At 34.3% G+C, this 16248-nt stretch carries 17 protein-coding genes, 1 tRNA gene and 1 pseudogene; 7 read left to right on the top strand and 12 right to left on the bottom strand.

What is annotated here, in order from left to right; translation table 11 throughout:
* Positions 1–93 precede the first annotated feature (93 nt).
* Complete coding sequence (locus ACJZU6_RS17395; protein ID WP_408901513.1) at positions 94–1383, top strand: GGDEF domain-containing protein; 1290 nt, start codon at positions 94–96, stop codon at positions 1381–1383.
* A 131-nt stretch (positions 1384–1514) separates the two neighbouring features.
* Here the strand turns inward: ACJZU6_RS17395 and ACJZU6_RS17400 are convergent.
* A tRNA-Gly gene (locus ACJZU6_RS17400) sits at positions 1515–1588 on the bottom strand.
* 381 nt (positions 1589–1969) lie between these two features.
* Between ACJZU6_RS17400 and ACJZU6_RS17405 the strand changes: the two genes are divergently transcribed.
* The gene (locus tag ACJZU6_RS17405; RefSeq protein WP_408901514.1) at positions 1970–3319 is read left to right on the top strand and encodes a diguanylate cyclase; all 1350 of its coding nucleotides are present in this window, start codon (positions 1970–1972) and stop codon (positions 3317–3319) included.
* 29 nt (positions 3320–3348) lie between these two features.
* Here the strand turns inward: ACJZU6_RS17405 and ACJZU6_RS17410 are convergent, their stop codons facing one another.
* Positions 3349–3828 carry a GNAT family N-acetyltransferase gene (locus ACJZU6_RS17410; protein WP_408901515.1) on the bottom strand — a complete coding sequence of 160 codons (480 nt, stop codon included), beginning with the start codon at positions 3826–3828 and terminating at the stop codon, positions 3349–3351.
* A gap of 257 nt (positions 3829–4085) precedes the next feature.
* Between ACJZU6_RS17410 and ACJZU6_RS17415 the strand changes: the two genes are divergently transcribed.
* Together ACJZU6_RS17415 and ACJZU6_RS17420 are read left to right on the top strand one after the other, a co-directional pair.
* Positions 4086–4304 carry a hypothetical protein gene (locus tag ACJZU6_RS17415; protein WP_327766807.1) on the top strand — a complete coding sequence of 73 codons (219 nt, stop codon included), beginning with the start codon at positions 4086–4088 and terminating at the stop codon, positions 4302–4304.
* Between the two features lie 112 nt (positions 4305–4416).
* Positions 4417–5721 carry a hypothetical protein gene (locus ACJZU6_RS17420; RefSeq protein ID WP_080156293.1) on the top strand — a complete coding sequence of 435 codons (1305 nt, stop codon included), beginning with the start codon at positions 4417–4419 and terminating at the stop codon, positions 5719–5721.
* Between the two features lie 132 nt (positions 5722–5853).
* Here ACJZU6_RS17420 and ACJZU6_RS17425 read toward each other — a convergent pair whose 3' ends face one another.
* From ACJZU6_RS17425 to ACJZU6_RS17445, 5 genes are all read right to left on the bottom strand, one after another.
* Complete coding sequence (locus ACJZU6_RS17425; RefSeq protein WP_408901516.1) at positions 5854–6894, bottom strand: nickel/cobalt transporter; 1041 nt, start codon at positions 6892–6894, stop codon at positions 5854–5856.
* Between the two features lie 21 nt (positions 6895–6915).
* Complete coding sequence (locus ACJZU6_RS17430; RefSeq protein WP_408901517.1) at positions 6916–7578, bottom strand: DUF1007 family protein; 663 nt, start codon at positions 7576–7578, stop codon at positions 6916–6918.
* Positions 7579–7756: 178 nt separating this feature from the next.
* A complete protein-coding gene (locus tag ACJZU6_RS17435; RefSeq protein ID WP_327766811.1) occupies positions 7757–8221 on the bottom strand; it encodes a MarR family transcriptional regulator in 465 nt (154 codons plus the stop codon).
* Positions 8221–9207: a DUF2955 domain-containing protein gene (locus ACJZU6_RS17440; RefSeq protein WP_408900955.1), complete on the bottom strand. Its 987-nt coding sequence runs from the start codon at positions 9205–9207 to the stop codon at positions 8221–8223. The genes ACJZU6_RS17435 and ACJZU6_RS17440 overlap by 1 nt, the downstream gene beginning before the upstream one ends.
* A 12-nt stretch (positions 9208–9219) precedes the next feature.
* Entirely contained in the window at positions 9220–10269 is a 1050-nt protein-coding gene (locus ACJZU6_RS17445) for an HlyD family secretion protein (RefSeq protein ID WP_408900956.1), read from the bottom strand.
* A gap of 287 nt (positions 10270–10556) precedes the next feature.
* On the opposite strand from ACJZU6_RS17445, the gene lptA reads away from it, so the two are divergent.
* Positions 10557–11045 carry a lipopolysaccharide transport periplasmic protein LptA gene (gene lptA, locus ACJZU6_RS17450; RefSeq protein WP_080156287.1) on the top strand — a complete coding sequence of 163 codons (489 nt, stop codon included), beginning with the start codon at positions 10557–10559 and terminating at the stop codon, positions 11043–11045.
* 65 nt (positions 11046–11110) lie between these two features.
* Here lptA and agaF read toward each other — a convergent pair.
* The 4 genes and pseudogenes from agaF to agaV all read right to left on the bottom strand — a co-directional run bounded on the left by agaF (position 11111) and on the right by agaV (position 13704).
* Positions 11111–11551 (bottom strand): annotated as a pseudogene (agaF, locus tag ACJZU6_RS17455) (PTS galactosamine/N-acetylgalactosamine transporter subunit IIA).
* Positions 11552–11561: 10 nt separating this feature from the next.
* Positions 11562–12452, bottom strand: a complete 891-nt coding sequence (gene agaE, locus ACJZU6_RS17460) for a PTS N-acetylgalactosamine transporter subunit IID (RefSeq protein WP_080156285.1) — start codon at positions 12450–12452, stop codon at positions 11562–11564.
* Complete coding sequence (gene agaW, locus ACJZU6_RS17465) at positions 12442–13218, bottom strand: PTS N-acetylgalactosamine transporter subunit IIC (RefSeq protein ID WP_080156284.1); 777 nt, start codon at positions 13216–13218, stop codon at positions 12442–12444. Before agaW ends, agaE begins: the two co-directional genes overlap by 11 nt.
* Before the next feature lie 12 nt (positions 13219–13230).
* Positions 13231–13704, bottom strand: coding sequence for a PTS N-acetylgalactosamine transporter subunit IIB (agaV, locus tag ACJZU6_RS17470; RefSeq protein WP_080156283.1), 474 nt, complete (start codon positions 13702–13704; stop codon positions 13231–13233).
* A gap of 299 nt (positions 13705–14003) precedes the next feature.
* Between agaV and ACJZU6_RS17475 the strand changes: the two genes are divergently transcribed.
* The gene (locus tag ACJZU6_RS17475) at positions 14004–14471 is read left to right on the top strand and encodes a GNAT family N-acetyltransferase (RefSeq protein ID WP_080156282.1); all 468 of its coding nucleotides are present in this window, start codon (positions 14004–14006) and stop codon (positions 14469–14471) included.
* 83 nt (positions 14472–14554) lie between these two features.
* Here ACJZU6_RS17475 and ACJZU6_RS17480 read toward each other — a convergent pair whose 3' ends face one another.
* Positions 14555–15364 carry a methyltransferase domain-containing protein gene (locus ACJZU6_RS17480; RefSeq protein WP_107276106.1) on the bottom strand — a complete coding sequence of 270 codons (810 nt, stop codon included), beginning with the start codon at positions 15362–15364 and terminating at the stop codon, positions 14555–14557.
* 193 nt (positions 15365–15557) lie between these two features.
* Between ACJZU6_RS17480 and ACJZU6_RS17485 the strand changes: the two genes are divergently transcribed.
* On the top strand, positions 15558–16235 hold the full coding sequence (locus ACJZU6_RS17485) for a Crp/Fnr family transcriptional regulator (RefSeq protein WP_408900957.1): 678 nt from the start codon (positions 15558–15560) through the stop codon (positions 16233–16235).
* Positions 16236–16248: the final 13 nt, after the last annotated feature.

The raw sequence follows: 16248 nt of genomic DNA on the forward strand, positions 1-16248 counted from the left end.
ATATTAATATAATTTTTAGGGTATACCAATACATATTGAAAAGATGTAAAAATTAATATGGTAATTTTGTTTCATTGTTACATATGAGTTATTATGATTAAAATGTATAGATTTTTTTTGATTTTATTAGTTTCTTTTTTTATTACTTTTAATTTTACAGCGATAAAAAAAGCCAAACTTGAAAATGAAGTTGAAGAATATTTTAGATACTTAACAGATACGATTTATACGTATCAAATTAATGTATTTAATTCTAAGTTAATAAAAGGTGAGAATTCCAAAGAGCTATTGATTTTTAATAAGCAACCTATTGATAATAAAGTAAAAGATATTTCTGAAACGATTGATAACTTCTTTTATATGATTAACGAAAATAGCATCATTAAAGGTAATTTATGGTCTGTCGCAAATGTTTATCCTAATTATATGTACATTAAGCCATATAGAAATGAATGTAAGAGTAAAGTAGATGAAAGAAAGAATATAGGTAATCAATATTTTAATTTTTTATTAAAAAAAGAAAATATTAAACGTAACTTAGAGCGTTATAATTTAATTATATATAGAACAATGAGAGTTGAAGGACCATTCTTTCAATGTAAAACAAATGAAAAATTAATAACAATATATTATCCATTATATTTAGAAAGAAAAATAGATTCTATATTGTTATTAGATATAAAGGCTGATTTTTTGAATGATTTTTTCAGAAATTTTAATCATAAAAATATGACTAACTTTAAGTTAGATAAAACAGTAAAAATAGATGATTTTATTTATAATATTATAGCGAAACAAAAATATTTTGAGGCAATGAAAATTCCAATAAAAAGAAGCTATTGGTTTTTTTCATTAATCTGTCTAGTTGTTTTTACTTTTTTATCTGTAGTGTATGAGTTCATATTATTTTTACGGAAGAATATCAATGAAAATAAAAAAGACAAACTAACGGGATTTTATAGGAAAGATTGCTTTAATGATAATAATCGTATTGTCAGTTGTTTGATTATTATCGATATAGATTATTTTAAAAAAATAAATGATACTTATGGTCATCAAATGGGCGATTATGTGTTAACTGAAGTATCTCATCGAATTATGGCTACTATTAATAAGTCAGATATTGGGATTCGATGGGGTGGGGAAGAATTTGTTATTTTAGTAGATGATATTGTTAATATTACTCGGTTACATTTAAAATTAAATGCGCTGCTACATGCTGTAAGTGATCAAAAAATATGTGATATAGATGTTACGATATCTATCGGATCTTTTTTATCATCTAGTAATATTATATTATCTGAGGCCTTTAAATATGCTGATGATGCTCTTTATCAATCAAAAAAAACAGGGCGAAATAAGTATACTATTACTGCTTATTAATAAGATTAGTGGTGATTTATTTTATATAGGAGTACGAGTAAATTTAATGATTATTTAAGAGGTTCTATTTTAGGAAGGAAGAGGAATAATTGTTCTTATAATAATAAAACAAGTAGAAATAAAATTAAGATTGGAGCGGATAACGGGAATCGAACCCGTGTCATTAGCTTGGGAAGCTAAGGTAATACCATTATACGATATCCGCTTGATATGAAAACAATAAACATTTGTTGTTATGAGGTCAATAGAAATCATGGTAATTAGTGTAATTAGTACAAATATATGAACAAAATGTATGATATCTAATATTCACTGTTTAAAATAACATCAATAAATGAATTTAATGTAAAGTTATATTTTTATAAATTATGCTGCATTTTTATGTCTTTAAAGAATATCGCACCTAAAGTTTTATCATAATATGTTTAAATTGTAACGAAATATGTATTTTAGTAGTATTTTATATTCATTGTCTTGTATATGGGATAGTATATCTGATACAAGCATATGAATGTAATTATAAACATAAGCTAATAGCTATGTGATGATTTCATCTTAGTTTTTAATGCATCCTGAAGTATTAATAATGAAGTTAAAAATTACCCCATCGAGTGTAGCAATAGTTATTTCTTTATTGTTAACGTTGATCGTTGTTGAAATGTTTTTTTTAAATGAAAAAAAACAATTTGAGCTATTGAGTAAGAAAAATGATTTAGTCTTTGAACAAGACGTATCAAAGATTATTAACAATGAAATCAATAATATGGTTATTACGTTAAAAACATTTAATTTGTTATTTAAATCAACAAATTATGATTCTTCTCAATTCAATATATTAGCAAAAGAGGTTATGACAACCAACAGTAGTGTCTCTGAGTTACAATTTGCACCATTGGGGATTATTCAACTTACATATCCTTATTCAAAAAATAACTCAGCAGTTGGTCATAACTTAAATCGGTTAAAGAACAGACATAAAGGCGTCTCATTATCAATTGATAATCAATCTCTTACATTAATTGGACCGATAAAACTTATTCAAAATAATCGTTTATCTTTTATTTTACGATTACCTATTTTTAATGAAAAGTCCCAATTTACAGGGTTTATTATTGCGATTAGTGATCTTCAAGGTATCAGTGATAAGTTACCTTTTAAAAAATTATCTTATAAAATTCAAGGGTTTGATCCTGATGGTGAAATGTTAACAATATTTGATAATATTATTGATATGGAAAAGGGGCCAATATCTGTTTTTAATGTACCAGTCCCTAATGGTAACTGGTTGTTTTCAATACAAAATGACAGGTATAATGAGAAAAAGCATTTCATTATTCGTATTGTATTATATTTAACGGTGTTGTCTTTTTTCTTTTATATTTACAAGCGAGAGCGGCAGCTTTTATTGACGAATAGTCATATGAATGATGCGAATAACATATTGAAGCTTGCTATTTTTATTGATGAGTTGACTAATATTTATAATCGCAGGTATATGAATAACGTACTGAGGCAAATATTTTTTTCAAATATTACAGCAACACATAGTATTGCCTTTTTAGATATTGATCATTTTAAAAGGGTTAATGATACTTATGGACATGATGCAGGTGATGAAATATTAAAAGTATTTGCTAGTATTTGTTCAAATAACATACGAAAAACAGATGTTATTGCTCGTTGGGGTGGTGAAGAGTTTATTTTATTTATGGAAAAAACCAGTAACATTCATGCTGAAGATGTCTGTTATCGAATTTTAAGGGCTGTGAATAAGCATTCTTTTTTATATGACGGCCAAGTTATTCATATTACTGTTTCTATCGGGTTAACTTCATTCTCACCACAAAATGATCAAATTGAGATGGTGCTTAAAAATATTGATAAAGCTGTTTATCATTCAAAGAATAATGGCCGTAACCGAATTACTACTATATAAAATTCAAAAATAATAATTATAAAATATATTTATATATAGCGAGACATACATATTGCATTATCACCGTAGTTTATAGGTGTAGTTAAGTTGTTATCAGTACTAAAATTATGTCGTTGCCAAAATGCTGCGGAATTTTGAACTGAAACTAATGAAATAGACTGATAGTCCAAATTTTCAAGTACAGTAAATAGATGACTAAGCAATAATTTTGGTAATCCTTGTCCTTGAGCCGAGGTAATGATTGCTAAATCATGTAGGTGTAGGTGATTACTCTCAATTGGTGTACTTAATTGATCTAACCTAGGTGTTGAACCTTTATGATGAGGGTGACTAATGAGATACCCAAGGACATGCTGTTGCTCATTGATACATACAAAGCATGTTTGTGGTGATATTGTAACTTTGCTTTTTAACACTTCAATAGTTTCTGAAAAATCATCGCCATAGGCTAAATGTTGAATATATTCGATTTGCTGCCAATGTGATGTCTGGATGGGGATTATTTTCATAAGTTTCTCATAGTTAGAATAAGCACTACTTATACCTAGCCATAGTTATGATTACAATCCGAACATCTTACTTAATATGGAATAAATTGTAACCAAAATTGAATGGATGATTTTAATACGCTGATATCGAAGTTAATATTTAGGTGAACTTATAATATATTTTTAAGAATTTTGATTTCATTTTAACTTATTAATTATATTCTAAAAGTTGTTAGAATGCAGAGAGATATTACGTTATATTATTCTTTGGATTCAAGATGGCTTCCCTCGTAGGTTTTTTCTTATTACCACACCAACAATTAAAATATCGATTAATTATTGCTCGATTTAAAATCAAAGGCACGGAAAAAACGATTCGTTATTGTGTGAGTCATGGGTTAAATAAAAACCTAAATTTCTTATTACATCAGTTAGATCGATATTGTGTTGAATTTGAAATGATTTATGCGTTAGTTGGTGAAATAAAACCATTATAAATCAGTTAATAATAATGTTTTTTAAGCGGTAATTATTAAATCCGTTATTCGCTTTAGATCTCATTTGAAAAATCCAGTATCATATTAATATGTTTCTCTACAGTTATTACGTATGAAAGAGCCGCAGGCCATTCCTTTAGTTGATGATGTTGATACATTGACACGATTAAAAAAAGCATTTGTTGCGGGTATTTGGGCAACATTAGCCAGTATTTCGATTGGTTTTTTGTTTAAAGTTTGGTTGGCACAGTGGGTAGCAAAAGATGATTTAGCACTATTTAATAGTGTTATTGATATTGTGTCATTATCATTAATTTTAATGACGGGCTTTCGATCATCAATGGTTGTTACTTACAGTCAGACACACAATGATCATGATATTATCAATATATTCCGCTTCAGTTTGATTATCGTTGTACTTATTACATGGGGCTTAGTTTTACCCTATATAAAACATGAATTACATATAAATGTTGGCTATTTTGAAATGGTTGGCGTTATTTTTGGTATGGGGTTAAAAATATACTTTACCAATTTAATCGCTATGTACCGTTTATACGATGTTTCAAATAAAGTGACATGGATTGAACCGACATCAAATGTTATTACCTTTGTGTGTTGTTACTATATTTTACACTTTACTGCGTTAGCTTCTCTTTTTTATAGTGTAATGGTTTCTTCATTGATTGTTGCTCATTTCATGTATTGGAAACGTAGAAAACAGATAGCGACAAAACCGTTAACGACGGTGCAGCTTGATCCGAATATGCGTAATTATGTCCGCAAAAGTTTCACGGCATCTTTAGAAGCCGGAGCCAGTATTTTAATGATTTATGCGGCGGTTCTACTAACGATCACCCATTTTAGTTTAGATGAGTTAGGTGATTTTCAAGTGGTTGTTAGACCGATATTTACTTATATGACAATGTTATTCGTATTTCCTATCTATCGATTTGTATTACCTGAATTATCGCAAAGTGTACGTAAAGGTGAGCATGCTCAAATACGTGCTATTCGTCGTTGGGTATACCGATTAGCTGTCATTGTGAGTGTGAGCTTTTTCTTAGTTATGCTTATTGGTGGTAAAGATATTGTTGGGTTTATTTTCCCTACACAATATAAAGGTGCAGAGATTGTATTATTTCATTTCTCTATTTTCTTTATTTTCATGATGCTTAATGCTTACCAGTTAGCGTATATCAAAGCTCATGGTAAATTTACATTGAGTTTAATGATTCGATTAAGTGGCATCGTTACTTTGGTGGTAAGTTATTATCTGCTGGCACTGTTTACTGCCAATGTGGTAGCAATTATTGTGGCGCTGGGTTTTGGGTATGTGATGATGTTTATTTTATCGACCGTGGCAGAGCAGCAGATTTTACGTGAATATCGACGCCAAGGTGTTAGTGTTGATTGAGTGATTAAATCTCCTGATGTGAGCCAATAAAAAAGGTTGAGTGTATTGTTATTTCTTTCTTATTGAAAGTGACCACCACTCAACCTTTTTATTTTCTAGATCAACTTAGTCGCTCTGTTGGGTATCTTTTGATTATAAGACGGGCGACATACCATAGCTGTGACCGTTAAGTAGTATGATGGCTAACAACACCAACAATATGCCCCCGAATAATTTTAGAATAATACCAGTCATTGTTCGTTGGCGTTCGTTGGTGGCTAAATAGCGGCTGACGATTTTCTTACCAGATAAGGTCAATAATGCAATGGCTGATGTGGTCAGTGCTGTTCCCACTGCCATGAGTATTGCACTTATAACGCCAAGCCAATACAGTCCAACCATATTAGCAAATAACAACACTAAAATAGCACCAGTGCAGGGACGGATACCAATACTGAAGATGATGACAATATATTCTCGTAAACTGGTCGCGTTATTAATTTCATCTGCACTAGCAAAGTGTTTATGACCACAACCACATTCACTACCATGGTTATGGTTATGGTTATGGTTATGGTTATGGTTATGGTGCTGTTGTTGCATTCTAAGTTGCCATGCCTGTTTTAGACTGCGGTAAATAACGATTGCTCCAAGTAACAGCATGGCCATAAAACTATAGCTAATAAATTGATCTGCGGCATCGTTGACTTGTCGCATTGAGGATTTAAAAAATATTAATAAAATACTGACTAACGTAATGGCAACCAGCGCTTGTACAAATGCTGATACCACTGTCATTACTAAACTGGCCTTTATTTTTGCAGGGTTAGTGGCGAGGTAAGTGGTGACAATCATTTTTCCATGACCGGGGCCTAGCGAATGAAAAATACCATACAGAAAGCTCAAGCCTGCTAATGAATAAGCGGCGGTTATGTTTTGTTGTGCATCATAGAGTAAATCACTTAACTGACCATTAATATCGCGTTGCCATTTAATACTTTCCATCAGTAGTGCTGGCCATTGCTGCCATAACATATAGCCACTAGCCACAAACAGCAGTAACACACTTATACGGGCTAACCATGAGACAGGTGTTGGATGAATTTTAGCGTGTTCATGCGATTGATGATGAGCACAAGATGATAGTGGAGGATTATTATCAACCTCTACAGGGGAATGATAGTCGGATTTCATTGGATAGATCCTAAATTAAAACTATTTGGTGGAAGGCGCAGTGGTGTTGATATCGCAGTGTAATTTTACTGTTTGCGTAAACACTTGCCCTAATTGATTATCAGGATCAGCATCTGCTGGAAGTGACATGGCAAAAGTTACTTGTTCTGGCGTTGGGTTTGGCTCTACTAATGTAAACCGACATGTTTTTGCTAGTTCTGGAGAAAGGATAATGTCACTTTTATTACCCCATGACATATCAACATAATAACTTGGCTCAAAAATTAATAATTTCAACGAATCTTTGGTGATAGCTTTTGGCTTTGCTAAAGGTAACTCAAAAGTCAGTGTTGCTTTTGCGCGGGGTTTAACCAATTCGCCACCGGCTGGAATATGGTATTTAATTGGCGTTTCATTATCATAAAAATAAGTAAAATAGTGCGCATTTTTCATGTTTTCCATCACTGATTGGGCTGTATCTTTCAGTGTTTGCTGCTTGTTTGCTGGCGACATGTCTTCGCCATCCAGCATATAAGCAGTCGTCATGGCATCAAATGTCCATACCATCTTAAACCCTGTAATTTGAGTGCTACTTCCCTCTATGTAGGTTTTCATATTAATCCAAGAGTGGGGATGCGCTTGGCTGGTTAGGGGTAATAATGCAGCGATGGATAATATAAAACAGGGTAAGGCATTCAAACGCATCTAAGTAGGCTCCATATTTATCATTTGATGAGTGACAATAATTCTGGTAAATAGCAATATTCTTGTTATGTTATAACATAGAGCTATTAATGAATCTAGGTGAAGATATGGGCATTATTTGAAGAGTATTGAGCTGTTAACTATAGAGTACTAACAGCTCATTGCTTTATTAGGTAGATTAATTGTCACTGCCTAAAATAAAATCAGGTTTTACTAGTCGACGGCAAAGAGATAATAACTGTTCACATTCTTGTGCATTAAGGGGAGCATAAAAATCAAGTGTAATGGCTTTAATGACAATATCAGCTTGCTGCTTGACCGTTAATCCCTTAGGAGTAAGCACCAAGTACCGTGCTTTTTTATTATCGACACTTTTCTTTGCTTCAACTAAGTCTCGTTTAATGCAGTTATCGATTAAACGTTTTGTTACTGATCGCTCTCGTTGTAATGCTTCTGCGACGGTCTGTTGAGGTATTTCACCTAAATGATCTAATACTCGTAATGCACCTAGCATTTCTAAAGTGATATCAAATTTTGAATTAAGTGATTGATTAGCAATGGTTCTAAATTGTTTGTAAGTAATTCCAATGGTAAAACTTAGGCTACTATCCAATTCAGGTATATTAGTAATAACAGAATTCATTAGGATCTCTTGGTCGAACTTAATAAATGGATTAAAAACAATATACCTAAAGTTACCGCCAGTTCCCACCCGCGTAGAAAGGTACTGTTCAAATTAAAGCTATTATTTCCTAAATAGAGTTGGATCGGTAATACTGTCGCTAAAATGGTATCAGCATGAATGTCACGCGCAATACCGTTAGTTATAGTCATCATCAATGCTAGAACAAATATCAACCCCCCAAGAATAAAAGCGTAGTAAGGAATAATGGTTTGATGTCCCATCATCAAAACTGAAAAAATCAGAGCAATCACACAACCTCCAATTTGAGTGATAAAACGTAATTTTACCGTTTTTACATAGTTAGTTCGGTTTAACTGTGTAACCGCAGCAATAACGGGTACTAGGCAAAATGTGGCTGAAATTAAGTCAACGATCATAAGAAACGCAACGCTGATCCCCAGTAAAGTTAATGTGATAAATCGGTGTCGATAACTGACATTAAACATGGGCATAGGAGTTAATGGTTGTTGTTGGGCCGTGATAGGAAATAGCCCTATCATTATTTTTGCTATTACAGCGGTAATGATCATTGCTAATAATATTTCATGGATCCTCATTGCCATATTCATATCAGTATGTTGAGCAAAAATAATGATTAAAATCCAATTAAACGTTGGCATTAATAATTGATTTAATTTTGCAGGCGTATTGGCTCGACGCCGCATAAAATCAAAGAAAAATAAGCTGATCGTCCAAATAATAAAAGGATGGTTATAAAATAAGTTACTAACAATTAACGCTGTGCTAGCGGCGATAAACGTAGGTAAGAACATTCGGCCAATACCAACCCATGAAAATTGACGCCCTTTGGTCATTAACAGTGTTGGATAAAGTGCAAAATAAACTGGCGAATTAAAATTGGCTAATTTACCTATTAACATACAAAAGGTGATGGTTAACGCAATTCGTAACGCATTATTGGTATCACTTTTATTAAATGTCATATGCCTTACTCACTAATAAATATAGTGAAAAATAGCGACTAGCTTGATCCATATTTGCGCTATTGTATTGATAATTGGGTTACTGCTTTGAACAATAACACTGGCCCTGGCACCTGAAATTAAAGCAGGATCAAGATCATTAACCGTAATACGAGTGCGAATTTTTTGTAATTCACGGATCCAATTTTTATCATTTGCTACTGTTGATAGTTGGTTATTGGGGTTTTCAGCATCAAATTCAGCCCGATCTTGACTGCTTATCTCACCTTTGAATACTTTGCCTGGAATGGCGTCAAACGCAATATAAACCATATGTTGAGGTTGTAATTGGGTCATTCCTTTTTCATTAAAATCGGCGCTTAACCAGACATTGTTTTCATTAACGATAAACAGAGCAGGCGTACCTTGATTAATATAGCTTCCCACCTGTAGTTGTAGGTTGGTGATTGTGCCTGTGGTTTGGGCGATCACATGGGTATGTGCTAAATCTAATTGAGCTTGAGCTAGCTTAGCCTGAGCTAATTCAACTGCAGCATTGTTAGATTTGCCATTAAGCAGGGCTTTTATGCGTAGTACATCAGCTTTAGCACCTTGATAAGCACTATTTGCAACTGCTGCTTGTGTTTGTGCGTCATCAAATTGTTGATGAGTTACCAAGCCTTTATTAATTAACTGCTGAAATCTAGTGAGTGAAATAGCGGCATTATGTGATTGTAATTGACGTTGTTTTAACAGCTGATTTGCAGTGACTAATTGCTGTGTTTGTGCGGAATAGTTTTGATCTGCTTGGGCTAAATCTGCTTGAGCCTGACGCACCTTAAGTGCATAGGGGGCAGGATCAATGTTAAACAGTAGCTTTCCTTTATCGATTGTTTGGCCATTTTTAACCGCCACATTGGTGATCACACCAGAAACTTGCGGTGAAATATTGGCAACAGCACGGTATAAAGTTGATTGAGTGGTAAAGGGCGCAATGTTATCACTAATCAATAAAAAGAGGGAAAAACACGCAATGATAGTGAGTACGCTATAAATAAGGTATTGATAAAATTTTTCTTTCATTTTTTTTGTGACCTATACAACAATAATAGATGTAATTTAATCTTATTTTGTTGTATGTGCAACAATAATTTGGTGTGTATTTATAACGTATTGATTATATGGAATATATATTTAGCGATAAGGCATGAAGTGAAACAAACAAATAGCTTTAAGATAAAACTGTAAAAATAAGTTAGAATATAAAAAGAGCGATATATTTTAAGTGCGTAAGAAGAGAAGCAATAGCGTCTTTAATTCCTTGGTATTATCGTGGCAAAATTAGCATCACATGATGAGAATAATAAATAATGAAGAAAAAGCTATTTACTGCGACTTTACTCTTACTTTTGAGTACCTCTGTTTTGGCTGCTACGGCAGAAACAGCACTACCTATCCAATTATCATCTGTTACTCAAGATGTTGATGTTGAAAATAATACGACAACACTAATCGGCAAAGTAGATATTGTTCAAGGTGGCATCACCATTAAAGCAGATAAAGCGGTGATTAAACTTAATGCGAAAACTAAAGAATTAAAAACGATTGAAGTGTATGGCAAGCCTGCTCACTTCAAACGTGTAATGAAAGATGGCAAAGTCATTAATGGTGAATCGAGTTATGGCATCTATACTCCTTCTGATAGCATGATGGTATTAAAGAAAAACGCTAAAATAACCCAAGATGGGAATATTATTCGCGCCAATACCATCAGTTATAATCTTAAAGCGCAGTTTATGAAGGCGACGGGAACTAAATCTCAGCAAGTTAAAACCAAATTATTACCGGAAACGAAGTAAATATATTTCAGAGCAGACCGTCACTATAAAAAAGCACCGAATTATCGGTGCTTTTTTTAATGTTTTTAGATACCATCTTCTTCAGGAATTAATTTGGGTTTCTTTTGTTGCTGAAGTTGTTCATCTAAACTTGTTATTCCTCTATGTGCTGATGCTAATGCTTGTTGGCAAAAATCAGTTAAAGTATATTCATCTCGCTCAAGTAGCATTTCTGCTGCCATTTGTAGATTCGTGCCCGTTAATACTTTTATCTTTTCATTATGCTGACTGAGAAGTGATGCACATCTAAAAGGCGTGCCTCCCAAGAGATCTGTCATAAAAACAACGCCATCATCGAGTGGTAATTGGCTGAGTGCTATTTTTATTTCTTTATCTAATTATGCAGTGCTCATGGATTCTGAAAAATTGATACAGATAAGTTGAGGCTGATGACCAATGATTTGCTTTAAGGCTTGTTCCATACCGGATGCAAAAGCGCCGTGGCCTGTAATAATTATAGATATCATGGTTTATTCCTTAAAGTATGCCACTAAAACGACCAGCTATGCTTATTACAACTGTTACACCAATAAGTTTTAATGGACTCCAACCCCGTTTGACTAAGGCATACATAAGTAAGGTGTATAGCAAAGGTAAAAATGCAGGCATTAACTTATCCAGTACATCTGCCTGTAATTTCACAACGGCATCGCCAGCTTCAATTTCAGCAGTTGTTGATAGACGAACATAAGTGGCAACCAATGCACCAATAACGGTCATTCCGACAATAGAGGCAGCATGACCTACTTTTTTAGTATTTGCTTTGATCATTGGAATTGCAGCCACCCCCATTTTGTAAGCATAGTGAGCGAGTCCAAACCGTAATCCAAAATGTACGCTATTGAATAACAATAAGAATACAACAGCCCCCATGATTGAGCCTTGCAAAGCGAGATCGGCACCAATACCTGCACAAATAGGCAATAAAGTTAACCAGAACATAGCGTCACCAATACCTCCCATCGGTGCGCCAACGGCTATTTTCGTGCTTTGGATACTGTTAACGTTTTGTTTTGAACGCTCCATTGCCAAAATAATACCCATGACGAATGTCACTAAAAATGGGTGAGTATTGAAAAACCCCATATGACCTTTCATTGATTTGGCTAAGTCAGCTTTATTGGTATGAATTTTAGATAGACCGGGCAATAAGCCATATAGCCAACCAGAAGCTTGCATACGTTCATAATTAAATGATGCTTGGAGTAGCATTGAACGCCATGCCATACGGTTTATATCAGCAGAGGTGAGTTCTGCGCCTGTGCTTTTATCTTCGTATTCATCTTCACCAATACCAGGTGCTGGACGTACATCAGGGTTTTCGGCAGGAATAGAAGTTGCAGGGTGAGTGTGAGCATTAGATACCATCTTCGCAATCCTCTTGTGGTTTAGTTTGTTGTGCTGGTTCGGGTTTACGCATGAAGTCAATAATTGCCATCGCTGTTGCGGCAGAGGCAATGGCTAAAATAGGCAGTTGTAGCCAAGCTGCGGCAACGAATCCAAGGATGAAATAAGGAATGTAAATATTTTTCATCATGATCTTCATCAATACTGCAAAACCAACCGCAGGCATGATGCCTCCTGCAACGCCTAAACCATCAATCAGTTGTTGAGGTAGCATTTGCACCATAGTTCCCGCATGTTCAGCACCAAAGTACACAGGTAAAAATGCACATAGGAAATAGAAAGACCCAAGCACTAATAATGCTAAATAGTTAACAGTTTCAATTCCTTTAGTATCTGCATTTCCTGCCATCTGATCACATTTTGACATCACGGCAGACATTGCTGAGAACAGTAAAGTGATTCCCATTTGTACGGCAACCGCGAAAGGCACTGCTACACCAACGGCCACATTGGGTTCAACCTTTGTTGTAATAGCAAAAGCTGTGCCCACGATAGTACCAATGATGACATTTGGTGGTTGCGCGCCTGCGAGTGGGGCTAATCCCATCCAAATCAGTTCTAAAGTACCGCCAACTAAAATACCTGTTTGAAGATCGCCAAGTATCAGTCCGACAAGAGGCCCAAGAACAACGGGACGGTGAAAGTGTGTTAAGCCATTAAATAAATCTAGCCCTGCGAAAAAGGCCAGAATACCGAGTAGTACTGCTTGTAGAAATCCTATTTCCATGACGTTATCCTTTTACAGTAGAGTAAAAATATCCGTTGCTGTTTCTGTTGGAACACCTTGGATATAACATGCAATTTGATGATCTTTAAGGTAATGAAACGCGGCAATATCATCGCTATCAACCGAGACTGTTTTCGCTATTTGATTTTTATTGGCACAGTAATGCATATTGCCGACATTAATCGCAGCAATGGGTACACCACCTTCAATAAGATGCTGAAAATCTGTTGGTGTTTTACAAACAAGTAAAATCCTTTGTTTATCGTTAGCTTTATGAATGGTTTCAATTGTTTTTTGAAGGGTCCAGAATCGAATACTGATACCATCAGCAATAACCATTTCCATCAGATTTTGCTGTATTTCATCATTGGCAACCTCATCATTGGCAACAACAACAATATTTGCGTCAGCGAATCCAACCCATTGCACACCCACTTGACCATGAACTAAACGTTCATCGATACGACTTAACACTATATTTGGCATATATAGACCTCTGTTATTTTGGTTTTCACTTTCTTTCTTATTTTTATGAAAACATGTTTTTAAATCATATTTTGTATTTCAAGTCACAATTCGAAGTTATTCGAAAATATAAATCTTTCGTTTTGTTGTTTTTGTGCTTTTGCTTTTGATGTATGTCACTAAATAAATAAAGCATCAGGAACTTGATGAATATGAATGTTAATTGATCAGATATGTTATGACGTGAGCAGATGAAGCTGTTTGATTTTGTTATATGCGGTATTCTATGACGAGGATTTACCAACAAAAAAGGATACACAGTGGAATTAGTAAAAGTTAATACCAGCAATCTAGCGATCTATTTAAATTTAACTCAAGCTTATGAAGCTGAATTTTCACCGTTAACGAAGAAAATGCCTGATGATGAGGGTAAGTTTGCTTTAGACACTCCAATTGAGGGTAATGTCACTGGCTATTTATTGTATATCGAAGGTAAACCCGCAGGATTAGCTGCTATTGCTAACGAGAGTGTTGATCATTACGAAGTGTGTGATTTTTACGTTGTACCCGTATTTCGTAAGAACAAAGCTGGTCAACGTTTTGCCCATACGCTATTTGATATGATGCCGGGTCTATGGCAAAGTAAGCAGATTGCAGGCGCTGATAATGCGATTGCTTTTTGGCGACGCGCGATTGGTAGTTACACCAATGAAGTATTTGTCGAAGACATTTATCACGATGAATACTGGGGTGATGTCACCCGCCAATGTTTTAAAACCACCGCTTAATTCGCAGTTGCTTAAATAGTAATATATTAAATAAAACCCCTATTATTTATTCAATGATAGGGGGGCTTTTTTTAACTATATATTTAAATTAATGGCTTCTTTTTAACTACAAAAGTAATGGCTGCTAAGTTATCACTATGCTGTCGAAAAACATTTCGCATATTTAAAACCCGTTTTCTGACATCAGGCTTTGTGGCTAAATTTTTAAAAATCTTAAAACACCCAATAACCCCTTCATCTTGCAGCATTCTAGCCGGCTCCAATAAATGCATCGGAGCAATCGCTTCATATTCTATTTCAAAGCCACACTCATTAAGAAGCTGCCCCCATTCTTTCGGAGTAAGTGGTTTCGCTGGATGTTGAATAGTTTCTGTTAATACTTTTTGAATATAACGCTGTTTGTTACTATCAATATCACTGGGAATGATGCACATTTCATGAATACCAAAGCGGCCATTAGTTTTTAATAGTCGATTGGCTTCCTCAATAATCTGCTTTTTACGGGTACTTGTTTGCATGGTTAACATTGCTTCACAATATACAATTGAAGCAATTTCTGAGTCCAATTGAGTCTCTTGTGCGCTATTAATATGGCAGGTTTGATGATCGCCATTGAGATAAGAACGGACAATTTCTGCTGCTTGCTCATTTTGCTCTACTGCGATGTAAGTTTTAGGTCGCTTCGCTAGCGTTATTTGTGCCGTTAATCCAACCCCTGGCGCAAATTCGATAACATCATCACTTGTCGTAATATTAAGTTGAGTGAGCATTTTATTGGTGAGATATAGTCCACCTGGGCGGAGTACTGTTTTTCCTATTTGCGCAAGTAACCAATGGCCTGGTCGTTTTTCAGGTTGTTGGTTTTCACCTGGCATCATAAGTTTATTCGGCATATTTTTAGTATCCTAATGAAAAAGAATAGGAACAAAAAGTAGAAGTATTGAGATAAAACTTATCCAGCGAAAAGTTACACTAATGTCATCCATAAAAAGTTCCTTTCTAAGGTTGAATCTAAAATGATAATCATTATCATACAATGATGCATTTAAAATACATCTTGATAATTATCAAGTAGAGGACGGTAAGATGAACTTTTCCATTATCTCTTTAATGAGTAAAACACAACTTGCCTCGTTGGCATTACTGCAAGAGAAAAGATTTTATCAGGCTGGTACGATACTGTTTCATCAAGGCAAAGAAGCTAATCGTATGTACGTAATTGAAAAAGGGAAAGTGACACTTTATCGATTAATGCCTAATGGCGAAGAGAAGGTATTCAATGTTTTTCTTGCGGGTGATGTGATTGCTGAAATGGCGATATTTATGTCACCTCGTCAATACCCAATGACGGCAAGGGTAGAGCAAGATTCTGTTTTAGCGATATATAAACATACTGATATAAAAAAAATAGTCTCTCAAACACCAGAGCTTGCTGTCAGCGTTATGGAGTATATGACCAATAAAATTCATAGTTTAGTCAATGAGATTAATATTTTAACGCAAGTAAATGCGAATCAACGGTTTGTGATGAAACTGGCTGAGATATATAAAAAGCAATCAACCAAAGATAATAAAATCAGCTTATCGATAACAAAAAAATTATTAGCTACGCAATTAGGTATGACCCCTGAGACATTATCAAGAACGATTAAACGTTTAAAAGATGAAGGGCAATTAATTGAACATGGTAATAGTTTTCAAATTAAAGATATTGCAGTGCTTTGCTTGTCAGTAAATTTAACCGCTGATATCTTCTATCACTAACCGTTAGTAAAAG

This window comes from Photobacterium piscicola, assembly GCF_046058925.1.
Taxonomy (GTDB): domain Bacteria; phylum Pseudomonadota; class Gammaproteobacteria; order Enterobacterales; family Vibrionaceae; genus Photobacterium; species Photobacterium piscicola.